At 69.0% G+C, this 14,863-nt stretch carries 13 protein-coding genes; 4 read left to right on the top strand and 9 right to left on the bottom strand.

From position 1 onward, the window contains the following. Positions 1-45 precede the first annotated feature (45 nt). Both QZ994_RS05420 and QZ994_RS05415 read right to left on the bottom strand, forming a co-directional pair. Positions 46-459, bottom strand: a complete 414-nt coding sequence (locus QZ994_RS05420; protein ID WP_290869318.1) for a YchJ family metal-binding protein — start codon at positions 457-459, stop codon at positions 46-48. Continuing rightward, positions 456-1,442, bottom strand: coding sequence for a hypothetical protein (locus QZ994_RS05415; protein ID WP_290869315.1), 987 nt, complete (start codon positions 1,440-1,442; stop codon positions 456-458). The genes QZ994_RS05420 and QZ994_RS05415 overlap by 4 nt, the downstream gene beginning before the upstream one ends. Positions 1,443-1,710: 268 nt before the next feature. Between QZ994_RS05415 and QZ994_RS05410 the strand changes: the two genes are divergently transcribed. Continuing rightward, positions 1,711-2,148 (top strand): RNA-binding protein, encoded by a 438-nt coding sequence (locus tag QZ994_RS05410; protein WP_290869312.1) that lies wholly within the window; start codon positions 1,711-1,713, stop codon positions 2,146-2,148. Between the two features lie 197 nt (positions 2,149-2,345). Next, positions 2,346-2,807, top strand: coding sequence for a hypothetical protein (locus tag QZ994_RS05405; protein WP_290869309.1), 462 nt, complete (start codon positions 2,346-2,348; stop codon positions 2,805-2,807). Positions 2,808-2,863: 56 nt separating this feature from the next. Here QZ994_RS05405 and QZ994_RS05400 read toward each other — a convergent pair whose 3' ends face one another. Genes QZ994_RS05400 through QZ994_RS05385 form a run of 4 tightly spaced genes read right to left on the bottom strand, consistent with a single transcriptional unit; the run spans position 2,864 to position 5,908 of the window. Further along, complete coding sequence (locus QZ994_RS05400; protein ID WP_290869306.1) at positions 2,864-3,697, bottom strand: SDR family oxidoreductase; 834 nt, start codon at positions 3,695-3,697, stop codon at positions 2,864-2,866. Then, positions 3,694-4,323: an LPS export ABC transporter periplasmic protein LptC gene (gene lptC, locus QZ994_RS05395; protein WP_290869303.1), complete on the bottom strand. Its 630-nt coding sequence runs from the start codon at positions 4,321-4,323 to the stop codon at positions 3,694-3,696. The genes QZ994_RS05400 and lptC overlap by 4 nt, the downstream gene beginning before the upstream one ends. After that, entirely contained in the window at positions 4,320-4,913 is a 594-nt protein-coding gene (locus QZ994_RS05390; protein ID WP_290869300.1) for an HAD family hydrolase, read from the bottom strand. The genes lptC and QZ994_RS05390 overlap by 4 nt, the downstream gene beginning before the upstream one ends. Continuing rightward, positions 4,913-5,908, bottom strand: a complete 996-nt coding sequence (locus tag QZ994_RS05385; protein WP_290869298.1) for a KpsF/GutQ family sugar-phosphate isomerase — start codon at positions 5,906-5,908, stop codon at positions 4,913-4,915. The genes QZ994_RS05390 and QZ994_RS05385 overlap by 1 nt, the downstream gene beginning before the upstream one ends. A gap of 83 nt (positions 5,909-5,991) precedes the next feature. Here QZ994_RS05385 and QZ994_RS05380 point away from each other — a divergent pair, with 83 nt between their 5' ends. Continuing rightward, positions 5,992-8,007 (top strand): cation:proton antiporter, encoded by a 2,016-nt coding sequence (locus QZ994_RS05380; protein WP_290869294.1) that lies wholly within the window; start codon positions 5,992-5,994, stop codon positions 8,005-8,007. 174 nt (positions 8,008-8,181) lie between these two features. Then, positions 8,182-12,156 carry a response regulator gene (locus QZ994_RS05375; RefSeq protein WP_290869291.1) on the top strand — a complete coding sequence of 1,325 codons (3,975 nt, stop codon included), beginning with the start codon at positions 8,182-8,184 and terminating at the stop codon, positions 12,154-12,156. Between the two features lie 39 nt (positions 12,157-12,195). Here the strand turns inward: QZ994_RS05375 and QZ994_RS05370 are convergent, their stop codons facing one another. From QZ994_RS05370 to QZ994_RS05360, 3 genes are all read right to left on the bottom strand, one after another. Then, the gene (locus tag QZ994_RS05370; RefSeq protein WP_290869288.1) at positions 12,196-13,260 is read right to left on the bottom strand and encodes a two-component system response regulator; all 1,065 of its coding nucleotides are present in this window, start codon (positions 13,258-13,260) and stop codon (positions 12,196-12,198) included. 73 nt (positions 13,261-13,333) lie between these two features. Next, complete coding sequence (locus tag QZ994_RS05365; RefSeq protein ID WP_290869285.1) at positions 13,334-13,801, bottom strand: cyclic nucleotide-binding domain-containing protein; 468 nt, start codon at positions 13,799-13,801, stop codon at positions 13,334-13,336. A gap of 57 nt (positions 13,802-13,858) precedes the next feature. Further along, the coding region (locus QZ994_RS05360; protein WP_290869282.1) for a tRNA modification GTPase at positions 13,859-14,863 on the bottom strand (1,005 nt) is incomplete at its 5' end.

Genomic DNA, 14,863 nt, shown 5'->3' with positions numbered 1-14,863 from the left:
AAACCCCTTGGATGAGGGGCCTGCCCGCGACCGGGCCTCCCGGCTTCAGTCCAGGGCCTTCACGTAAAACCAGCGCCCACCTTCGCGCACGAAAAGGCTGGTTTCGACCAGGCGGTGGGCGCGCCCGCCCCACTTGCTGCGCGCCACGAAACGCACGGTGCCGGTGTCGGGGCCGGTCATCTCGGCCTGCTGCACGTCCAGACCCAGCCAGCGCAGGCCGGGTTCGGGCGGTTCGATCAGCGCAGGCCGCTCGCTGGCATGCCAGGTGTCAAGCAAGTAAGCCCTCACATCCTTGACGAAAGCACTGTAACGCGAACGCATGAGGGATTCGGGATCCGGCGCCTGGCCGGCCAGCGGACCCGCGTGGTAGCGACCACAGCAGTCGGCATAGGCAGCCGGGCGGCCACAGGGGCAGGGATCGACCAGGGTGCCAGGCCGGAGGGGTGCCGCGCGGCTCATGCGCCCTCCTCCAGCTCGGCCGCCTTCAGCGCCAGGTAGACCTCGCACACCCCACGCAGGTAGACCACGGTGGGCAGGACCAGCGCGAGGGCGAACACCACGCCGCCACCGATGGTCGCCGACGAGATGTAGGGCAGCGCCTCGGCCGGCAGGTTGGCCGCGTTGATGCCCTGGGTGTTGCGGCCCAAGAGGCCGACCATGAGGGTCTCGGGCGGGATGTCCACGCCCAGCACGAACACAGAGGCCTCGGCCATGACCCGGCCCCCGGCCAGGATCATCACCGAGCTGGCGGCCCCCACGAGGCCGGTGACCAGGCTGAGCGCCCCCACCAGCACGGCCGACTGCAGCAGGCGCTCGCGCACCAGCCGGCCCAGGCCCAGGAAGGCTTCCCACGATGTGGCACCGTGCCAGACACTGGGGCCGGTCAGTGGCCCGACCACGGCCAGCATCGCCAGCATCACCAGGCCGATCAGCACCACCGTGAGCGGCACCACCCCCACGAACAGCCAGGGCCCGATCCTGGGAAGGCCGCTCAGCCAGTACAGGCCCAGCACGGCCGCGGCCAGCACGGCCACCACCCCGAACACCCCGGCCAGGGCCAGCAGCACGCGGTGCCCCACGCCCAGGGCGTCTTCCACCGCCTGCCAGCCATCGCGGGCCACCAGGCCCAGGGCGCGGTCCATGGCCATGAGGCCGGCCGCGTTGGCGCCGTAGAAAGCGATGAACAGCGCGGCCGAGCCCTGGCCGATCGCCCAGTTCAGCTCGTTGCGCCCCAGCGAGGCCTGGGCGGTCGCCAGGGCCAGCCCGGCCCCGGCAAAAGAAGCCACCAGGATGTAGACGATGCGCCCGTCGCGCAGGGACTCGATGCTGGAGAGCACCCGGATCAGGGCCTGCCACCAATCGAAGCGCCGTGCGCGCCGGCCAGGCGTTCCCGGGAGGACCACGTCAGGCTCGGAAGACAGGACAGAAGGGGAATCGTGCATGGTCACCGTGTTTCAAGGGGAAAGCTGTGCACCGCTGAATGCGCACCGATCATAGGGGCTAGCCCTAGGGCCCCCCTGAGGACAGCGCACCACATCACGCCAAGACGGTTGACATTGGCCCACAAATAAGGGTTGAAAACGCTGGATAGATGTGGCTGCATCACCCATAATGTTTTGTCTGTGTCTGGTAGCGGCACCGTCGTTGGAATAGGTCCTGATGGGTTGAAGCTCCGCATGGTTACTTTGATTGATTGAAAGGGGCTCTCTCGTGGGCAACAAACTTTACGTGGGCAATCTGGCCTACAGCGTGCGCGATCAGGATCTGAATGACGCTTTCTCCCAATACGGCGCCGTGAACTCGGCCAAGGTCATGATGGATCGCGACACCGGTCGCTCCAAGGGCTTCGGTTTCGTGGAAATGGGCTCTGACGCTGAAGCGCAAGCTGCCATCAACGGTCTGAACGGTCAGCCCGTGTCCGGCCGTGCGATCGTCGTGAACGAAGCCCGCCCCCGTGAAGAGCGTCCTGCTGGCTTCCGCAGCCCCTACGGCGGCGGCAATGGCGGCAACGGTGGTGGCGGCTTCGGCGGCGGCCGTCGTGAAGGTGGCGGCGGCGGCTTCGGCGGCGGTCGTCGCGAAGGCGGTGGCGGCGGCGGTTACGGCGGCGGTGGCCGTGGTAACGGCGGCGGCTACGGCGGCGGCTACTGATCTACCCGATCTCCTGATGTCCCCCTCCAAGCCGAGAGCCTGAAGGGGCGACACAGAAAACAAGGCGGCGTCGCAAGACCCCGCCTTTTTTCATGGGCGAGCCATGGACTACATCCAGACACACGCCCCCCGGGCAACGGCCGCAGAATGCCTGCGCGTCCGGTGACCCACGGGGCGCACCACACGAGAGCCCCAAGATGTACCGCTTTGCCCGACTTGCCACCCGTTTTGCCACCCACCTCGCCCTGCCCTGCCTGGGCGCGGCCCTGATCGCCACCTCGGCCCAGGCCGCCACGACCAATGTGGGGGTCAGCGTCAGCGTCAACCAGCCTGGTTTTTATGGCCGCATCGACATCGGCGACCAACCGCCGCCGGTGATCTACGCCCAGCCGGTGATCATCCAGCCGGCCCCGGTGTCGGTCCACCAGCGCCCGATCTACCTGCGCGTGCCCCCTGGCCATTCGCGTGACTGGGCCCGCTACTGCGGCCGCTACCACGCCTGCGGTCAGCCGGTGTACTTCGTGCGTGGCGACGTGCGGGATGCCAGGCGTGACGACCGCCGGGATGACCGCAGAGACGACCGGCGCGACGAGCGCGAAGACCACCGTGGTGGTGGAGACCGTGGCCGCGGCCACGGAAACGGCCACGGCCACCACTGATCAGACGGCCTGTTTCAGGCCGATGCGCGCTTGTGCAGCCTTCGTTCAGGCTTCGTTCAAGCGCTGCGCCGCTGCTTCTTGCGCTGCTGCTGGGAACCGACCACGCGGTCGAACAGCCAACGCGGCATCCAGCGCAGGAGCGCCGCCACCACGCCCATGGGCCAGGGGATGACGCGCCAGCGCACCCCCGCCGAGATGGCGCGCACGGCCTGTTCGGCAAACACCTCGGGCGCCATCAGGAAGGGCATGGGGTAGGCGTTTTCGCGGGTCAGCGGGGTGTCGATGTAACCCGGCGCCAGGGTCACGACCTTGACGCCATGGGCCTGCAGCTCGCCACGCAGGGTCTCGCACAACTGGACCACCGCGCCCTTGGCCGCGCAATACCCGGCATGACCGGGCAGGCCCCGCACCGAAGCCACGCTGGCCACGCCCACCAGGGTGCCGCGGCGGCGTGCCTTCATGGGGCCGATGAAGGGCTGGAAGGTGGCGGCCAGGCCCAGCACATTGGTGTCGAGCAGGTCGCGCAGCACGGCGATGTCTTCGGCCAGGGCCAGGTCGATGCCGATGCTGATGCCGGCGTTGGCGATCACCACCTCGGGCAGGCCCTGGCTGGCCAGGCAGGCGGCGGCCGCGGCCTGCACCTGGGCGGGGTCCCGCACGTCGGCGGCGTACACGGCCCACTGCTCGGCAGGCCAGCCCTGAGCCTGGGCCCAATCGGCCATGGCCTCGGCACGGCGGGCCACCAGGGCCACCCGCCACCCCAGGGCCACGTAGCGGGCGGCCAGGGCCTGGCCGATGCCGCTGGAGGCGCCGGTGATGAAGACCAGCGGGGCCGGATTGGCTGGGCTGGGGGCGTGGCCGATGTGGGCGGGCGCCACGGGGTCGGTCACGGGCGGCTCGCCAGGTCGTAACGGCCCTGGACACGGCCCTTGAGTTCGGTGAGGCCGGTGGCGTCGTCGTGACGCAGAGACTGGGCGTGCACCACGTTCGCGCCCTGGGTCAGCGTCACCGGCCGGTCGGAGGAGACCACGCGCTGGCGGGTGTCCACCAGGAGGCTGTCGCCTTCGAAGCGGGCCGGGTTGCGGCGCAGGCCCTGGCCCGCCGCGGCATCGGGTGCCGGCTGGGCCAGCACGCGGGCACCACCTTCCAGCGTCACCTGTTCGGCCTCGCGGTTGGCTTCGCCACGCAAAGCGGTGGCGTGCAGGCCTTCGCCTTGCGGGCCCCGGGCCGAGAGCACCAGCTGGTCGATCTGCAGGCGGTCCTGGTCGGCATAGTGGCGCATGACCTGGCCATCGACGACGGCGGCCAGGCGCCCATCGGCGTCAAACCGCGCCACCTGGGCCTGGTTGAGGATGAAATCGGGGGCCGATGCCGGGGCGCTCACGCGCACGCCGCCTTGTTCATGCGGCGACGACTGCACCAGCCACCAGGTGAAAGCCGCGAGCACGCCCGCCGCCAGCACCGGCAAACCCGCCTGCGCGTGTTCGAGCGCGCGCCAGCCCAGGCCCTGCTTCACCGGCGGGCCCCGTCGGCGGTGGTGTCGAGTGTCTGCAGGTGGCCGTGCAGCAGCGACTCGTAGCGGCCCGTGGCCCACAGCATCAGGTCACAGGCTTCGCGGGCGGCACCGTGGCCACCTTGCAGGGCGCTGACGTGGTCGGCCACGCCCTTGACCTCGGGGTGGGCATTGGCCGGCGCGATGGCCAGGCCGGCACGGCACAGCAGAGGCAGGTCGGGCCAGTCGTCGCCCATCACGGCGAGCTCGTGCCAGGCCACCCCCAGTTCGGCCAGCAGGGGCGTGGCCACGGCCAGCTTGTCGTGGGCGCCGAACACGGCATGGGTGACGCCCAGGTCTTTCAGGCGGCGGCGCACCGAGGGCGAATCCCGGCCCGTGATGACGATGGGGGTGATGCCGCCCTGGGCCAGCAGCTTGAGGCCGTGGCCATCGAGCGCGTGGAAGGCCTTGAGCGTTTCGCCCGCTTCGCTGATGTAGATCGTGCCGTCGGTGAGCACACCATCGACGTCGAAGATGGCGGCCTTGATGCCACGGGCCTTGGCGCGCAGCGTCGGGCTGAAGGTGAGCGTGGGCTTGAGTGGGCGGGGGTCCATCAGATCACCTTGGCGCGCATCAGGTCGTTGGTGTTGACGGCGCCCACGAGGGTGCCCTCGGCATCGACCACCAGCAGCACGTTGATGCGGTGGGCTTCCATCAGGGTGACGGCCTCGGCGGCCAGCACGTCGTCGCGGATGGTGCGCGGGCCAGGGGTCATGAGCTGCGAGGCCGTGAGGCCACGCAGGTCGACACCGGCTTCGATCTTGCGGCGCAGGTCGCCGTCGGTGAAGACGCCCAGGATGCGGCCGGCGGCATCGACCACGGCAGCGGCGCCCAGGCCCTTGGCGCTCATCTCGCCCATCAGCTCGCCAAAGCCGGCGTCGGCGCCCACGCGGGGCACGGCATCGCCGGCACGCATCACGTCGCGCAGGTGGGTGAGCAGGCGGCGACCCAGCGAGCCACCGGGGTGGCTGCGGGCGAAGTCTTCGGGCTTGAAGCCGCGGGCATCGAGCAGGACCACGGCCAGGGCATCGCCCAGGGCCATCTGCGCGGTGGTGCTGGCGGTGGGGGCCAGGTTCAGCGGGCAGGCCTCTTGCGCCACGGCGCTGTCGAGCACGATGTCGGCGTGGCGGGCCAGGGCCGAAGCGGGCTTGCCAGTCATGGCCAGCAGGGTCACGTCCAGGCGCTTGATGACGGGCAGCAGGGCCGTGAGCTCTTCGCTTTCGCCCGAGTTGGAGATGGCCAGGACCACGTCACCGGCCTGCACCATGCCGAGGTCGCCATGGTGGGCTTCGGCCGGGTGCACGAACATGGCGGGGGTGCCGGTGGAAGCCAGGGTGGCGACGATCTTGCGGCCCACATGGCCGCTCTTGCCCATGCCCATCACCACCACGCGGCCACGGCAGGCCAGCATGGCCTGCACGGCCTGGGCAAAGGCCACGCCGGGTTCGCCCAGCAGGCGGTCTTGAAGGCCTTTCAGGGCCTGGGCTTCGATGTCCAGGGCCTGACGGGCCAGGGCCACGATGGCGTCTTGGGTGAGAACAGAAGGCATGCAGAACAAAGCGGTCGAGAGTCGGCCCGCGCTGGCATCGAATGTGCCTGCGCCGGGTAGGATCGGGTGATTCTAGGGACAACATGGCCACCACGCTCGACCTGACTCTCCTTTACCTGTTTGCCGCCGTGATCGGCGTGGTGCTGTGCCGCCTGATGAAACTGCCCCCGATGCTGGGTTACCTGGCCGTGGGCGTGGTGATCGGGCCCAACGCCCTGGCCCTGGCCAAGGACTCGGCCGGCGTGAGCTACCTGGCCGAGTTCGGTGTGGTCTTCCTGATGTTCGTGATCGGGCTAGAGTTCAACCTGCCCAAGCTCAAGAGCATGCAGTCGCTGGTGTTCGGGCTGGGCTCCAGCCAGGTCGGGCTGACCATGCTGGCCACGCTGGCAGGCCACCTGGCGCTGGGCGCGGTGCTGGCCTGGCTGGGCATGGACGGTGGCCTGCTGGGCTGGGGCCTGAGCTGGCAAAGCGCCGTGGCCCTGGGCGGCGCCCTGGCCATGAGCTCGACCGCCATCGTCGTGAAACTGATGGCCGAGCGGCTGGAGCTCGAAAGCGAGCACGGGCGCCGCGTCATGGGCGTGCTGCTGTTTCAAGACTTGGCCGTGGTGCCGCTGCTGGTGCTGATCCCCTCCCTGGGCGACTCGGCCAGCGAGCTGGGCATGACCCTGATGCTGGCCGGCATCAAGGCCGCGGGCCTGCTGATCGTGCTGCTGGCCGGCGGCCAGAAGGTGATGCACTGGTGGCTGACCATGGTGGCGCGGCGCAAGAGCGAAGAGCTGTTCATGCTCAACCTGCTGCTGGTCACCCTGGGCCTGGCAGCCCTGACCGAGCACTTCGGCCTCTCGCTGGCGCTGGGCGCCTTCGTGGCCGGCATGCTGATCGCCGAGACCGAATACAAGCACCAGGTGGAGACCGACATCCGCCCCTTCCACGATGTGCTGCTGGGCCTGTTCTTCATCACCATCGGCATGAAGCTGGACTGGCACAGCCTGGTCGACCACTGGGCCCTGGTGCTGGTGCTGACCACCGGGCCGGTGCTCTTCAAGCTGGGCCTGGTCACCGGCCTGGCCAAGTTGTTCGGTGCGACCACGGGTGTGGCCCTGCGCACCGGCTTGTACCTGGCCCAGGCCGGCGAGTTCGGCTTCGTGCTGCTCAACCTGGCCGCAGACAGCCACCTCATCCCGCCCCAGGTGCAAAGCCCGCTGCTGGCGTCGATGGTGCTCTCCATGCTGGCCACGCCTTTCATCATCCAGTACAGCAACTGGATCGTGATGAAGGTGTCGTCGACCGACTGGCTGATGCAGTCGCTGGCCATGACCAAGATCGCCTCCAAGGCCATCAACACCGAGAAGCACGTGCTGATCTGCGGCTACGGGCGCAGCGGCCAGAACCTGGCGCGCCTGCTGGAGCAGGAAAACATCCCCTACATGGCGCTCGACCTCGACCCCGACCGTGTGCGCCAGGCCGCCGCCGCCGGGCAGAACGTGGTCTTTGGCGACGCCTCCCGCCTGCAGAGCCTGGCCGCGGCCGGCCTGTCGCGCGCCGCGGCCGTGGTGGTCACCTACCCCGACACCGCCTCGGCCAAGAAGATCCTGCGCCAGGTGCACGAGCACGCGCCCCAGGTGCCGGTGGTGGTGCGCACCATCGACGACGCGGCCATGGACACCCTGCAAAGTGCCGGGGCCACCGTGGTCGTGCCCGAGGCCATCGAAGGCTCGCTGATGCTGGCCTCCCAGGCCCTGGCCCTGGTGGGCGTGCCGATCCGCCGCGTCTTCCGCCTGGTGCAGGAGCAACGGATGGCGCGCTACGGCCTGCTGCGCGGCTACTTCCATGGCGCCGACGACGACAGCGTCGACGAACTCGAGCTGCAGCGGCTGCTGTCGGTCACGCTGGAACACGACTCCCACTGCGTGGGCCACACCCTGGACGCCAGCCTCGACCAGCGCGACGTGGGCGTGACCATCGTCTCGGTGCGGCGCGCCCACGGCGGCGTGCTCAGCCCCTATCCCGAACTCCTGCTGGAGGTGGGCGACACCCTGGTGTTGTCGGGCCGCCCGCAAGACCTGCTGCGCGCCGAGGGTTTGTTGCTCAAAGGCTGAAATCCGTCTCAGACCCGGCAGCATCCCCCTAGGCCGAACCCCCAAGGCAAGGCACACTTTGCGTCAACTTTCCAGGCAGCGGCCTGGCCACGGCATACAGGAGACCGCATGCCCCCGGCCCCCGACGAGACAGCAACCCGCGCGAGGACGCGGCTTTCCCTGAACAGACCCTGGGTGGCCGCCGCCCTGTGGACCCTGGCGGTGGTGGTGGGCACCAGCTGGGTCGCCAGCAAAAGCCTGGAAAACCACCGCCGCGACAAGCTCGACGCCGCCCGCAACCGCCTCGACAGCCTGCACAACTCCCTGGAAGTGAGCTTCCGCGAGCTCGCGGCCCTGCCCCGCGCCCTGGGTCGGCAAAGCGCCATCCAGCAGTTCCTGCAGACCACCCGCGTCGAAGGCTCGGAGCGCCTCACCGAAGCCGACCGCGAGGCCACCCGCCGCTTCCTGAGCTCGCAGACCACGGTGCAGGAAACCAGTCAGATCCTGCGCAGCACGGCCGAGGATTTCGGCGTCACGCAGATTTTCCTGATGGACCGCTACGGCACCATGCTGGCCGACAGCGAGATCGACCGCCCCAGCAGCGCCATTGGCGGCAACTACCGCTCGCGCAGCTACTACATCAACGCCCTCGACAACGGCGATGGCAACCAGTTCGCCGTGGGCCGCACCACCAAGGTCCCCGGTTTCTACTTCGCCAGCCGCATCGGCGATGCCGAGCGCCCGCAGGGTGTGATCATCGTCAAACAGGAGAGCGAGGCCCTCTCACGCCTGTTCGACGACCGCCTGCGCAAGCTCTTCGTCACCGACGCCAACGGCGTCATCCTCATGGGCAACCAGGTGGCCGACCAGCTCGCCCACATCAACCTGCAGAACACGCCCCCCCTGAGCCAACAGGCGCTCCACAAGCTCTACCTGCGCACGCCCAACGAGCTGGACTGGCCCACCGACACCGTCACGGTCGACCAGGTGAACCACACCGTCGTCGAGCGACACGATGGGCGCCACCTGGCCATCTCCCGCCCCTTGAGCTACAGCGGCCTGCAAAGCTGGGCCCTGATCCCGATGGAAGGCGAAAGCAACCTGCTTGCCGCCTGGGCTGCCGGAGGCTTCCTCCTGCTGCTGAGCGGCTACGGCGTGCTGGCCACCCAGGCCCAGCGCCGCCATCGCCTGGCCACGCTCACCCGGGCGCAACAGGCCATCACCCGCATGGCCCACGCGCTGCCGCTCACCGTCTTCCGCTACCACCAGGGCCAGGGCCACATCGCGGGGCACTTCAGCTTCATCGGCGAAGGCCTGCAGGAGCTGCTGGGCATCGATCCCCAGGTGCTGGAGAACGACCCCACCCTGCCCTGGCGCCTGATGGGCGAGGGTGACACCAGCCCGCCGCTCAAACCCCGCGAGTTCAGCATCAACCACAGCGGTCGCCATTGGTGGATCCGCTGCGAGTGCCGCGTCACCCTGGAGGCCGACGGCAGCAAGACCTTCAACGGCTACTGGAGCAACATCACCACCCGCCGCCAGACCGAGGCCCGCACCCAGGCCGTGTTCGCCAACGCCCCCATGGGCTTCATTTTCTTTGACGAAGACGGCGGCATCACCCGCGTCAACCCGGCCACGGTGCGGCTCTTCGGTGCCGAAAGCGAAAAGGCCCTGCTCGGCCTCAAGCCCTACACCCCGCCCCTGACGGCCGCGGCCTACGCCCAGCAGCCCGACACCATCGCCATCCGCGACAAGCTGCTGGGCAAGATGGCCGACAAGCAGGTCGTGCGCTTCGACTGGCAGCACACCCGCCTCGATGGCCAGCCCTTCGACGCCGAAATCGTCGGCATCCCCTTCGAGCACGATGGCCGCAGGCAGGTCTGCGCCATCCTGCAGGACATCACCGCGCGCAAGCTGGCCGAGGCCACCACCCTGGCCGCCCAGCAGGCCGCCGAGCAGGCCACCCTGGCCAAGTCGCGCTTCCTGGCCAACATGAGCCACGAGATCCGCACCCCCATGAACGCCATCCTGGGCATGACCCACCTGGCGCTGATCGACGAGATGCCTCCGAAGGCACGCAACTACGTCGACAAGGCCCACCGTGCTGCGGCCAACCTGCTGCAGATCCTCAACGACGTGCTCGACGTCTCCAAGATCGAATCCGGCCGGCTGGAGCTCGAACACACCGAGTTCCAGCTCGAAACCGTGGTGGGCCACATGGCCGACGTGCTGGGCATGCGCGCCGAAGACAAGGGCCTGGAGCTGCTCTTCACCGCCCCGCCCGACATCCCCACCGCCCTGGTGGGCGACCCGACACGCCTGGGCCAGATCCTCGTCAACCTGGGCACCAACGCCATCAAGTTCACCGAACAGGGCGAGGTCATCATCGGCTGCGAGGTCCAGCAACTCGACGCCGACGCCGTCACCCTGCACTTCTGGGTGCGCGACACCGGCATCGGCCTGGCACCCGACCAGATCGAGCGCCTCTTCCTGCCTTTCACCCAGGCCGACACCTCCACCACCCGCCAATACGGCGGCACCGGCCTGGGCCTGGCCATCTCGCGCCAGCTGGTCGAGATGATGCAAGGCCGCATCTGGGTCGACAGCCAGCAGGGCAAGGGCTCCACCTTCCACTTCACCGGCCGCTTCGGCCTGCAGGCCCAGCCCACCACCCGCCGCGCCCTGCTGGCCAGCGAGCTGCAAGGCAAGCGCGTGCTGCTGGTGGACGACAACCCCACGGCCCGCGAGATCCTGGGCGACATGACCCGCCACATGGGCCTGGACGTCGAACTCAGCGAAAGCGGCGAGCAGGCCCTGCACGCCATGCGCGAAGCCCTCAAGGCCGGCCGCCCTCACCACGTGCTGCTCACCGACTGGAAGATGCCCGGCATGGACGGCATCGCCTTCGCCCGCCACGCCCTGTCGGTCCCACCCGAGCACCGCCCCTGCGTGCTGCTGGTCACCGCTTTCGGCCGCGAAGAAGCCCTCAAGGCATCGCAGGGCGTGGGCCTGGCCGGCATCATCAACAAGCCCGTCACCCCCTCCACCCTGCTCGACACCCTGGGCCGCGTGCTGGGCCAGGACCTGCCCGAGCCCACCACCCCGCGCACCGCCGGCCGCCTCCTGCAACAGGCTCAGCGCCAGCTGGCCGGCGCCCGCGTGCTGCTCGTGGAAGACCAGCCCCTCAACCAGGAGCTCGCCTGCGACCTGCTCGAACGCGCCGGCCTGCGGGTGGTGACCGCCTTCAACGGCCAGGAAGCCCTGCAGAAACTGGCCCACGACGGCCCCTTCGACGGCGTGCTCATGGACTGCCAGATGCCCGTCATGGACGGCTACACCGCCACCGCCTGCATCCGAGACAACCCCGAATGGGCCCACCTGCCCGTGATCGCCATGACGGCCAGCGCCATGGCCGGCGACCGCCAGCGCGTGCTCGACGCCGGCATGAACGACCACATCACCAAGCCGCTCGACCTGGGCCAGATGTTCACCATCATGGCCCGCTGGATCACGCCCGCCCAGCAGGGCCACAGCGAACCCGGCGCGCTCCTGCCTGCCAGCCAGGCCAAACTGGCCCAGGCCAGCAGCCTCGACACCCCCGACGGCCTCGCCCGCTGCATGGGCAACCTCGACCTCTACCACCGCCTGCTCAAGGGCTTTGCCAAGACGCAGCACGACTTCGTCAACCAGTTTGCCGATGCCGGCAGCGAAGCCCAACGCGCCGCCCAGCTCACCCACGACCTCAAGGGCCTGGCCGGCAACATCGGCGCCCGCGCCCTGCACGCCAGCTGTGTGGCCCTGGAAGAGGCCATGACCCAGGCGCCCGACCCCACGCACGCCGACGTGCAACTCGCCTTGCGCCAGACCGAACGCTGCCTCAACGAGGTGCTGGCCGACATCGCCCGCATGACCCAGGGCACCGCCAACGCCGCGCCCAAACCAGGTGGCACCGCGGCCGAAGCCCTGCAGGACGAACGCCTGCAACCCCTCTGGGGCCGCCTGGCCAGCCTGATCGATGACAACGACGCCCACGCCCGCGAACTGCTGGCCGACCTGCTCGACGGCCAGCCCGAGCTGGCGCGCCATCCGCAGGCCGCCTCGCTTCGCCGCGCCCTCGAGCGTTACGACTTCGACGCCGCCGCCCGCGCCCTGAAGGTGCTCACCCTCTGAGCCTGGCAGACGCCAGGCCGAGGGCGGGTGCTCGGCAGATCAGGACGCCGCGTCGCTCACCGTGCCCCGCTCGTCGGCGTAGAGCTCCATGATGCGCAGCACCTCGAACTGCTGCGCAAAGAAGGCGTCCAGCAGGGTCGGGTCGAAATGGCGGCCGCGCTCTTCGGCCATGATCGCCAGCGACTGCGCCGCCGGCAAAGCCGCCTTGTAAGGCCGCTTGCTCATGAGCGCATCGAACACATCGGCAATCGCCACGATGCGCCCGAACAGCGGGATCTGCTCGCCCTGCAGACCTTGCGGGTAGCCGCTGCCATCCCAGCGCTCGTGGTGGGTCAGGGCGATGGTGCGGGCCGTGGCCAGCAATTCGTTGTCGTGCTTGCCGATGATGTCGGCGCCGATCTGCGGGTGGCGGCGCACCACCTGGCGCTCCTCGTCCGTCAGCGGGCCGGGCTTGAGCAGAATGTGATCGGGGATGCCGATCTTGCCCACGTCGTGCATGGCCGCCGCCTGGAACACCAGCTGGATGGCCTCCGGCCCCAGACCCGACTGCTGCGCGATCAGGCGTGCGATGTGGCTCATGCGGACCACATGGTTGCCTGTTTCGTTGTCCTTGAACTCGGCCGCACGCCCCAGGCGGCGGATGATCTGCTGGCGCGTGGCCACCAGCTCGTTCGTGCGCTGGGCCACCATGCGCTCCAGCTCGCGCGACTGGTCGTACAGGGCCAGGTGGGTGCGCACCCGCGCCTGCACCAGCGGCGGGCTGATGGGCTTGGTGATGTAGTCCACCGCCCCCAGGCTCAGGCCCAGGGCCTCGTCTTCGATGGTGCCCATGGCCGTCACGAAGATGATGGGGATGCGGCGGCGGTCCGGGTTGGCCTTCACGCGGCGGCACACCTCGTGGCCGCTCAGGTCGGGCATCATGATGTCGAGCAGCACCAGATCGGGTGGCTCGTCGGAGTAGACGATCTTCAGGGCCTTGTCACCCGAGGTCGCGACCTTGATCCGGTAATCCTGCCCCAGCACGCGGGACAGCAATTCGATGTTCTGCGGTGAATCGTCTGCCACGAGGACCGTGGGGCGGCGCAATGCCTGATTGCCTGACATCCTTCAATACTCCACTCGACATTGTCTTGTTCTGTGACCGAGGGCGCATGGGCCCTGCGGTGTGGGGGCCAGCTCAGGCCATCGGGACCTGCCGCGACAGGTTGGCCCGCATGCGCACGGCCATCACGCTCCCAGCGGCACGCAGCACCTCCACGGCCACATTGGGCACGCGGGCCACGAGCTCCTCGAAGCGCGGCAGGCGCAGCGCGAACACCGTGCACGGCGTCATGGCCTCCACATTGGCCATGCGCGGCCCATCGCCAAAGATGCCCGGCTCGCCACAGATGGCCCCCGGCCGCAGGATGGCGATGCGCGAACTGCCCGGCGCCCCGCCGGTCACATAGACCTGCATGGAACCCTGCCCCAGGAAGTAGATGGTCCGGTCACGGTCGGCCTGCTTGATGAGGAGGTCGCCCGAACGCAGCTCATGCTGCGTGAGGTACTGCACAAAGGTGCGCCATTGCTGCGCGTCCAGGCGCGGCCGGAAGGTGTCTTCCGAATTGAGCGTCTGGATCGCCTGAATGAGTTCGTTGCCGTCCATCTCTACCTCGATTTCGCACTGGTGTACAGGAAGCAGTTCCGCTTGGGAACCCGGCGTTCACTTGCCAATGCAGAAACGCGTGAATATTTCACCCAACAGGTCATCGGCGGAAAACGCGCCGGTGATGGTGCCCAGGGCATTGTGCGTCAGGCGCAGTTCTTCCGCCAGCAAGTCCAGCGCCCCATCCTGCACCGCCGCATGGGCCTGGGCCTGTTCCAGGTGCGAGCGTGCCACACGCAAGGCCTGCACATGGCGTTGCCGCGCGATGAACACCCCCTCGGCCGCGGCCTGCCAGCCCGCCAGTGCCAGCAAGGTCTGGCGCAAGGTGGCCAGGCCCTCGCCGGTGCGGGCACTCAGGCTCAGCACATGGGCCTCGGCCTGGGCCCGGACCGTGGCCAGGTGCGTCGACTGCGCGGCCGCCTCCCCCGCGTCCAGCTTGTTGAACACGTGCACCACCGGCACGCCAGCGGGGAGGCGGGAGGCGATCTCGGCATCGGCCTGGGCATAGGCGGCTTTGCTCACCCGGGTCAGGTCGTGCAGGAAGAGCACGGCATCGGCCGCGCCAATGGCCTCCCAGCTGCGCGCCATGCCGATGCGCTCCACCTCGTCGGAGGCCTCGTGGTCGGCGCGCAGACCCGCCGTGTCGATCACGTGCAAGGGCACGCCCTCGATCTGGATGGTCTCGCTCACCTTGTCGCGCGTGGTCCCGGCGATCGGCGTGACGATGGCCAGCTCGGCCCCGGCCAAGGCGTTCAGCAGCGAGCTCTTGCCCGCATTGGGCTGCCCGGCCAGCACCACCTGCAGGCCTTCGCGCAACAGGGCCCCCTGCCTGGCCTGGGCCAGCACGCCATCGAGCGTGGCGGCCAGGGTGTCCAGCCGGCCGCGGGCATTGGCCTTTTCCAGGAAGTCGATTTCTTCTTCCGGGAAGTCCAGCGTGGCCTCCACCAGCATGCGCAGGTTGACCAGCTGGTCGCGCAAGGCCTCGATCTCTTTCGAAAACGCCCCACCCAGCGAACGGCTGGCCGACCGGGCCGCGGCCTCGGTGCTGGCGTCGATCAGGTC

Origin of the sequence: Aquabacterium sp., assembly GCF_021768455.1 — a bacterium.
GTDB lineage: Bacteria > Pseudomonadota > Gammaproteobacteria > Burkholderiales > Burkholderiaceae_C > Aquabacterium.
This window is presented reverse-complemented; position numbering and strand designations above follow the sequence as displayed.

Coding starts and splice junctions, on each gene's coding strand:
- QZ994_RS05365 (WP_290869285.1), bottom strand. CDS start 13,801: ATGGACGGCAACGAACTCATTCAGGCGATCCAGACGCTCAATTCGGAA.
- QZ994_RS05370 (WP_290869288.1), bottom strand. CDS start 13,260: ATGTCAGGCAATCAGGCATTGCGCCGCCCCACGGTCCTCGTGGCAGAC.
- QZ994_RS05385 (WP_290869298.1), bottom strand. CDS start 5,908: ATGCCTTCTGTTCTCACCCAAGACGCCATCGTGGCCCTGGCCCGTCAG.
- QZ994_RS05390 (WP_290869300.1), bottom strand. CDS start 4,913: ATGGACCCCCGCCCACTCAAGCCCACGCTCACCTTCAGCCCGACGCTG.
- QZ994_RS05415 (WP_290869315.1), bottom strand. CDS start 1,442: ATGCACGATTCCCCTTCTGTCCTGTCTTCCGAGCCTGACGTGGTCCTC.
- QZ994_RS05420 (WP_290869318.1), bottom strand. CDS start 459: ATGAGCCGCGCGGCACCCCTCCGGCCTGGCACCCTGGTCGATCCCTGC.
- QZ994_RS05380 (WP_290869294.1), top strand. CDS start 5,992: ATGGCCACCACGCTCGACCTGACTCTCCTTTACCTGTTTGCCGCCGTG.
- QZ994_RS05405 (WP_290869309.1), top strand. CDS start 2,346: ATGTACCGCTTTGCCCGACTTGCCACCCGTTTTGCCACCCACCTCGCC.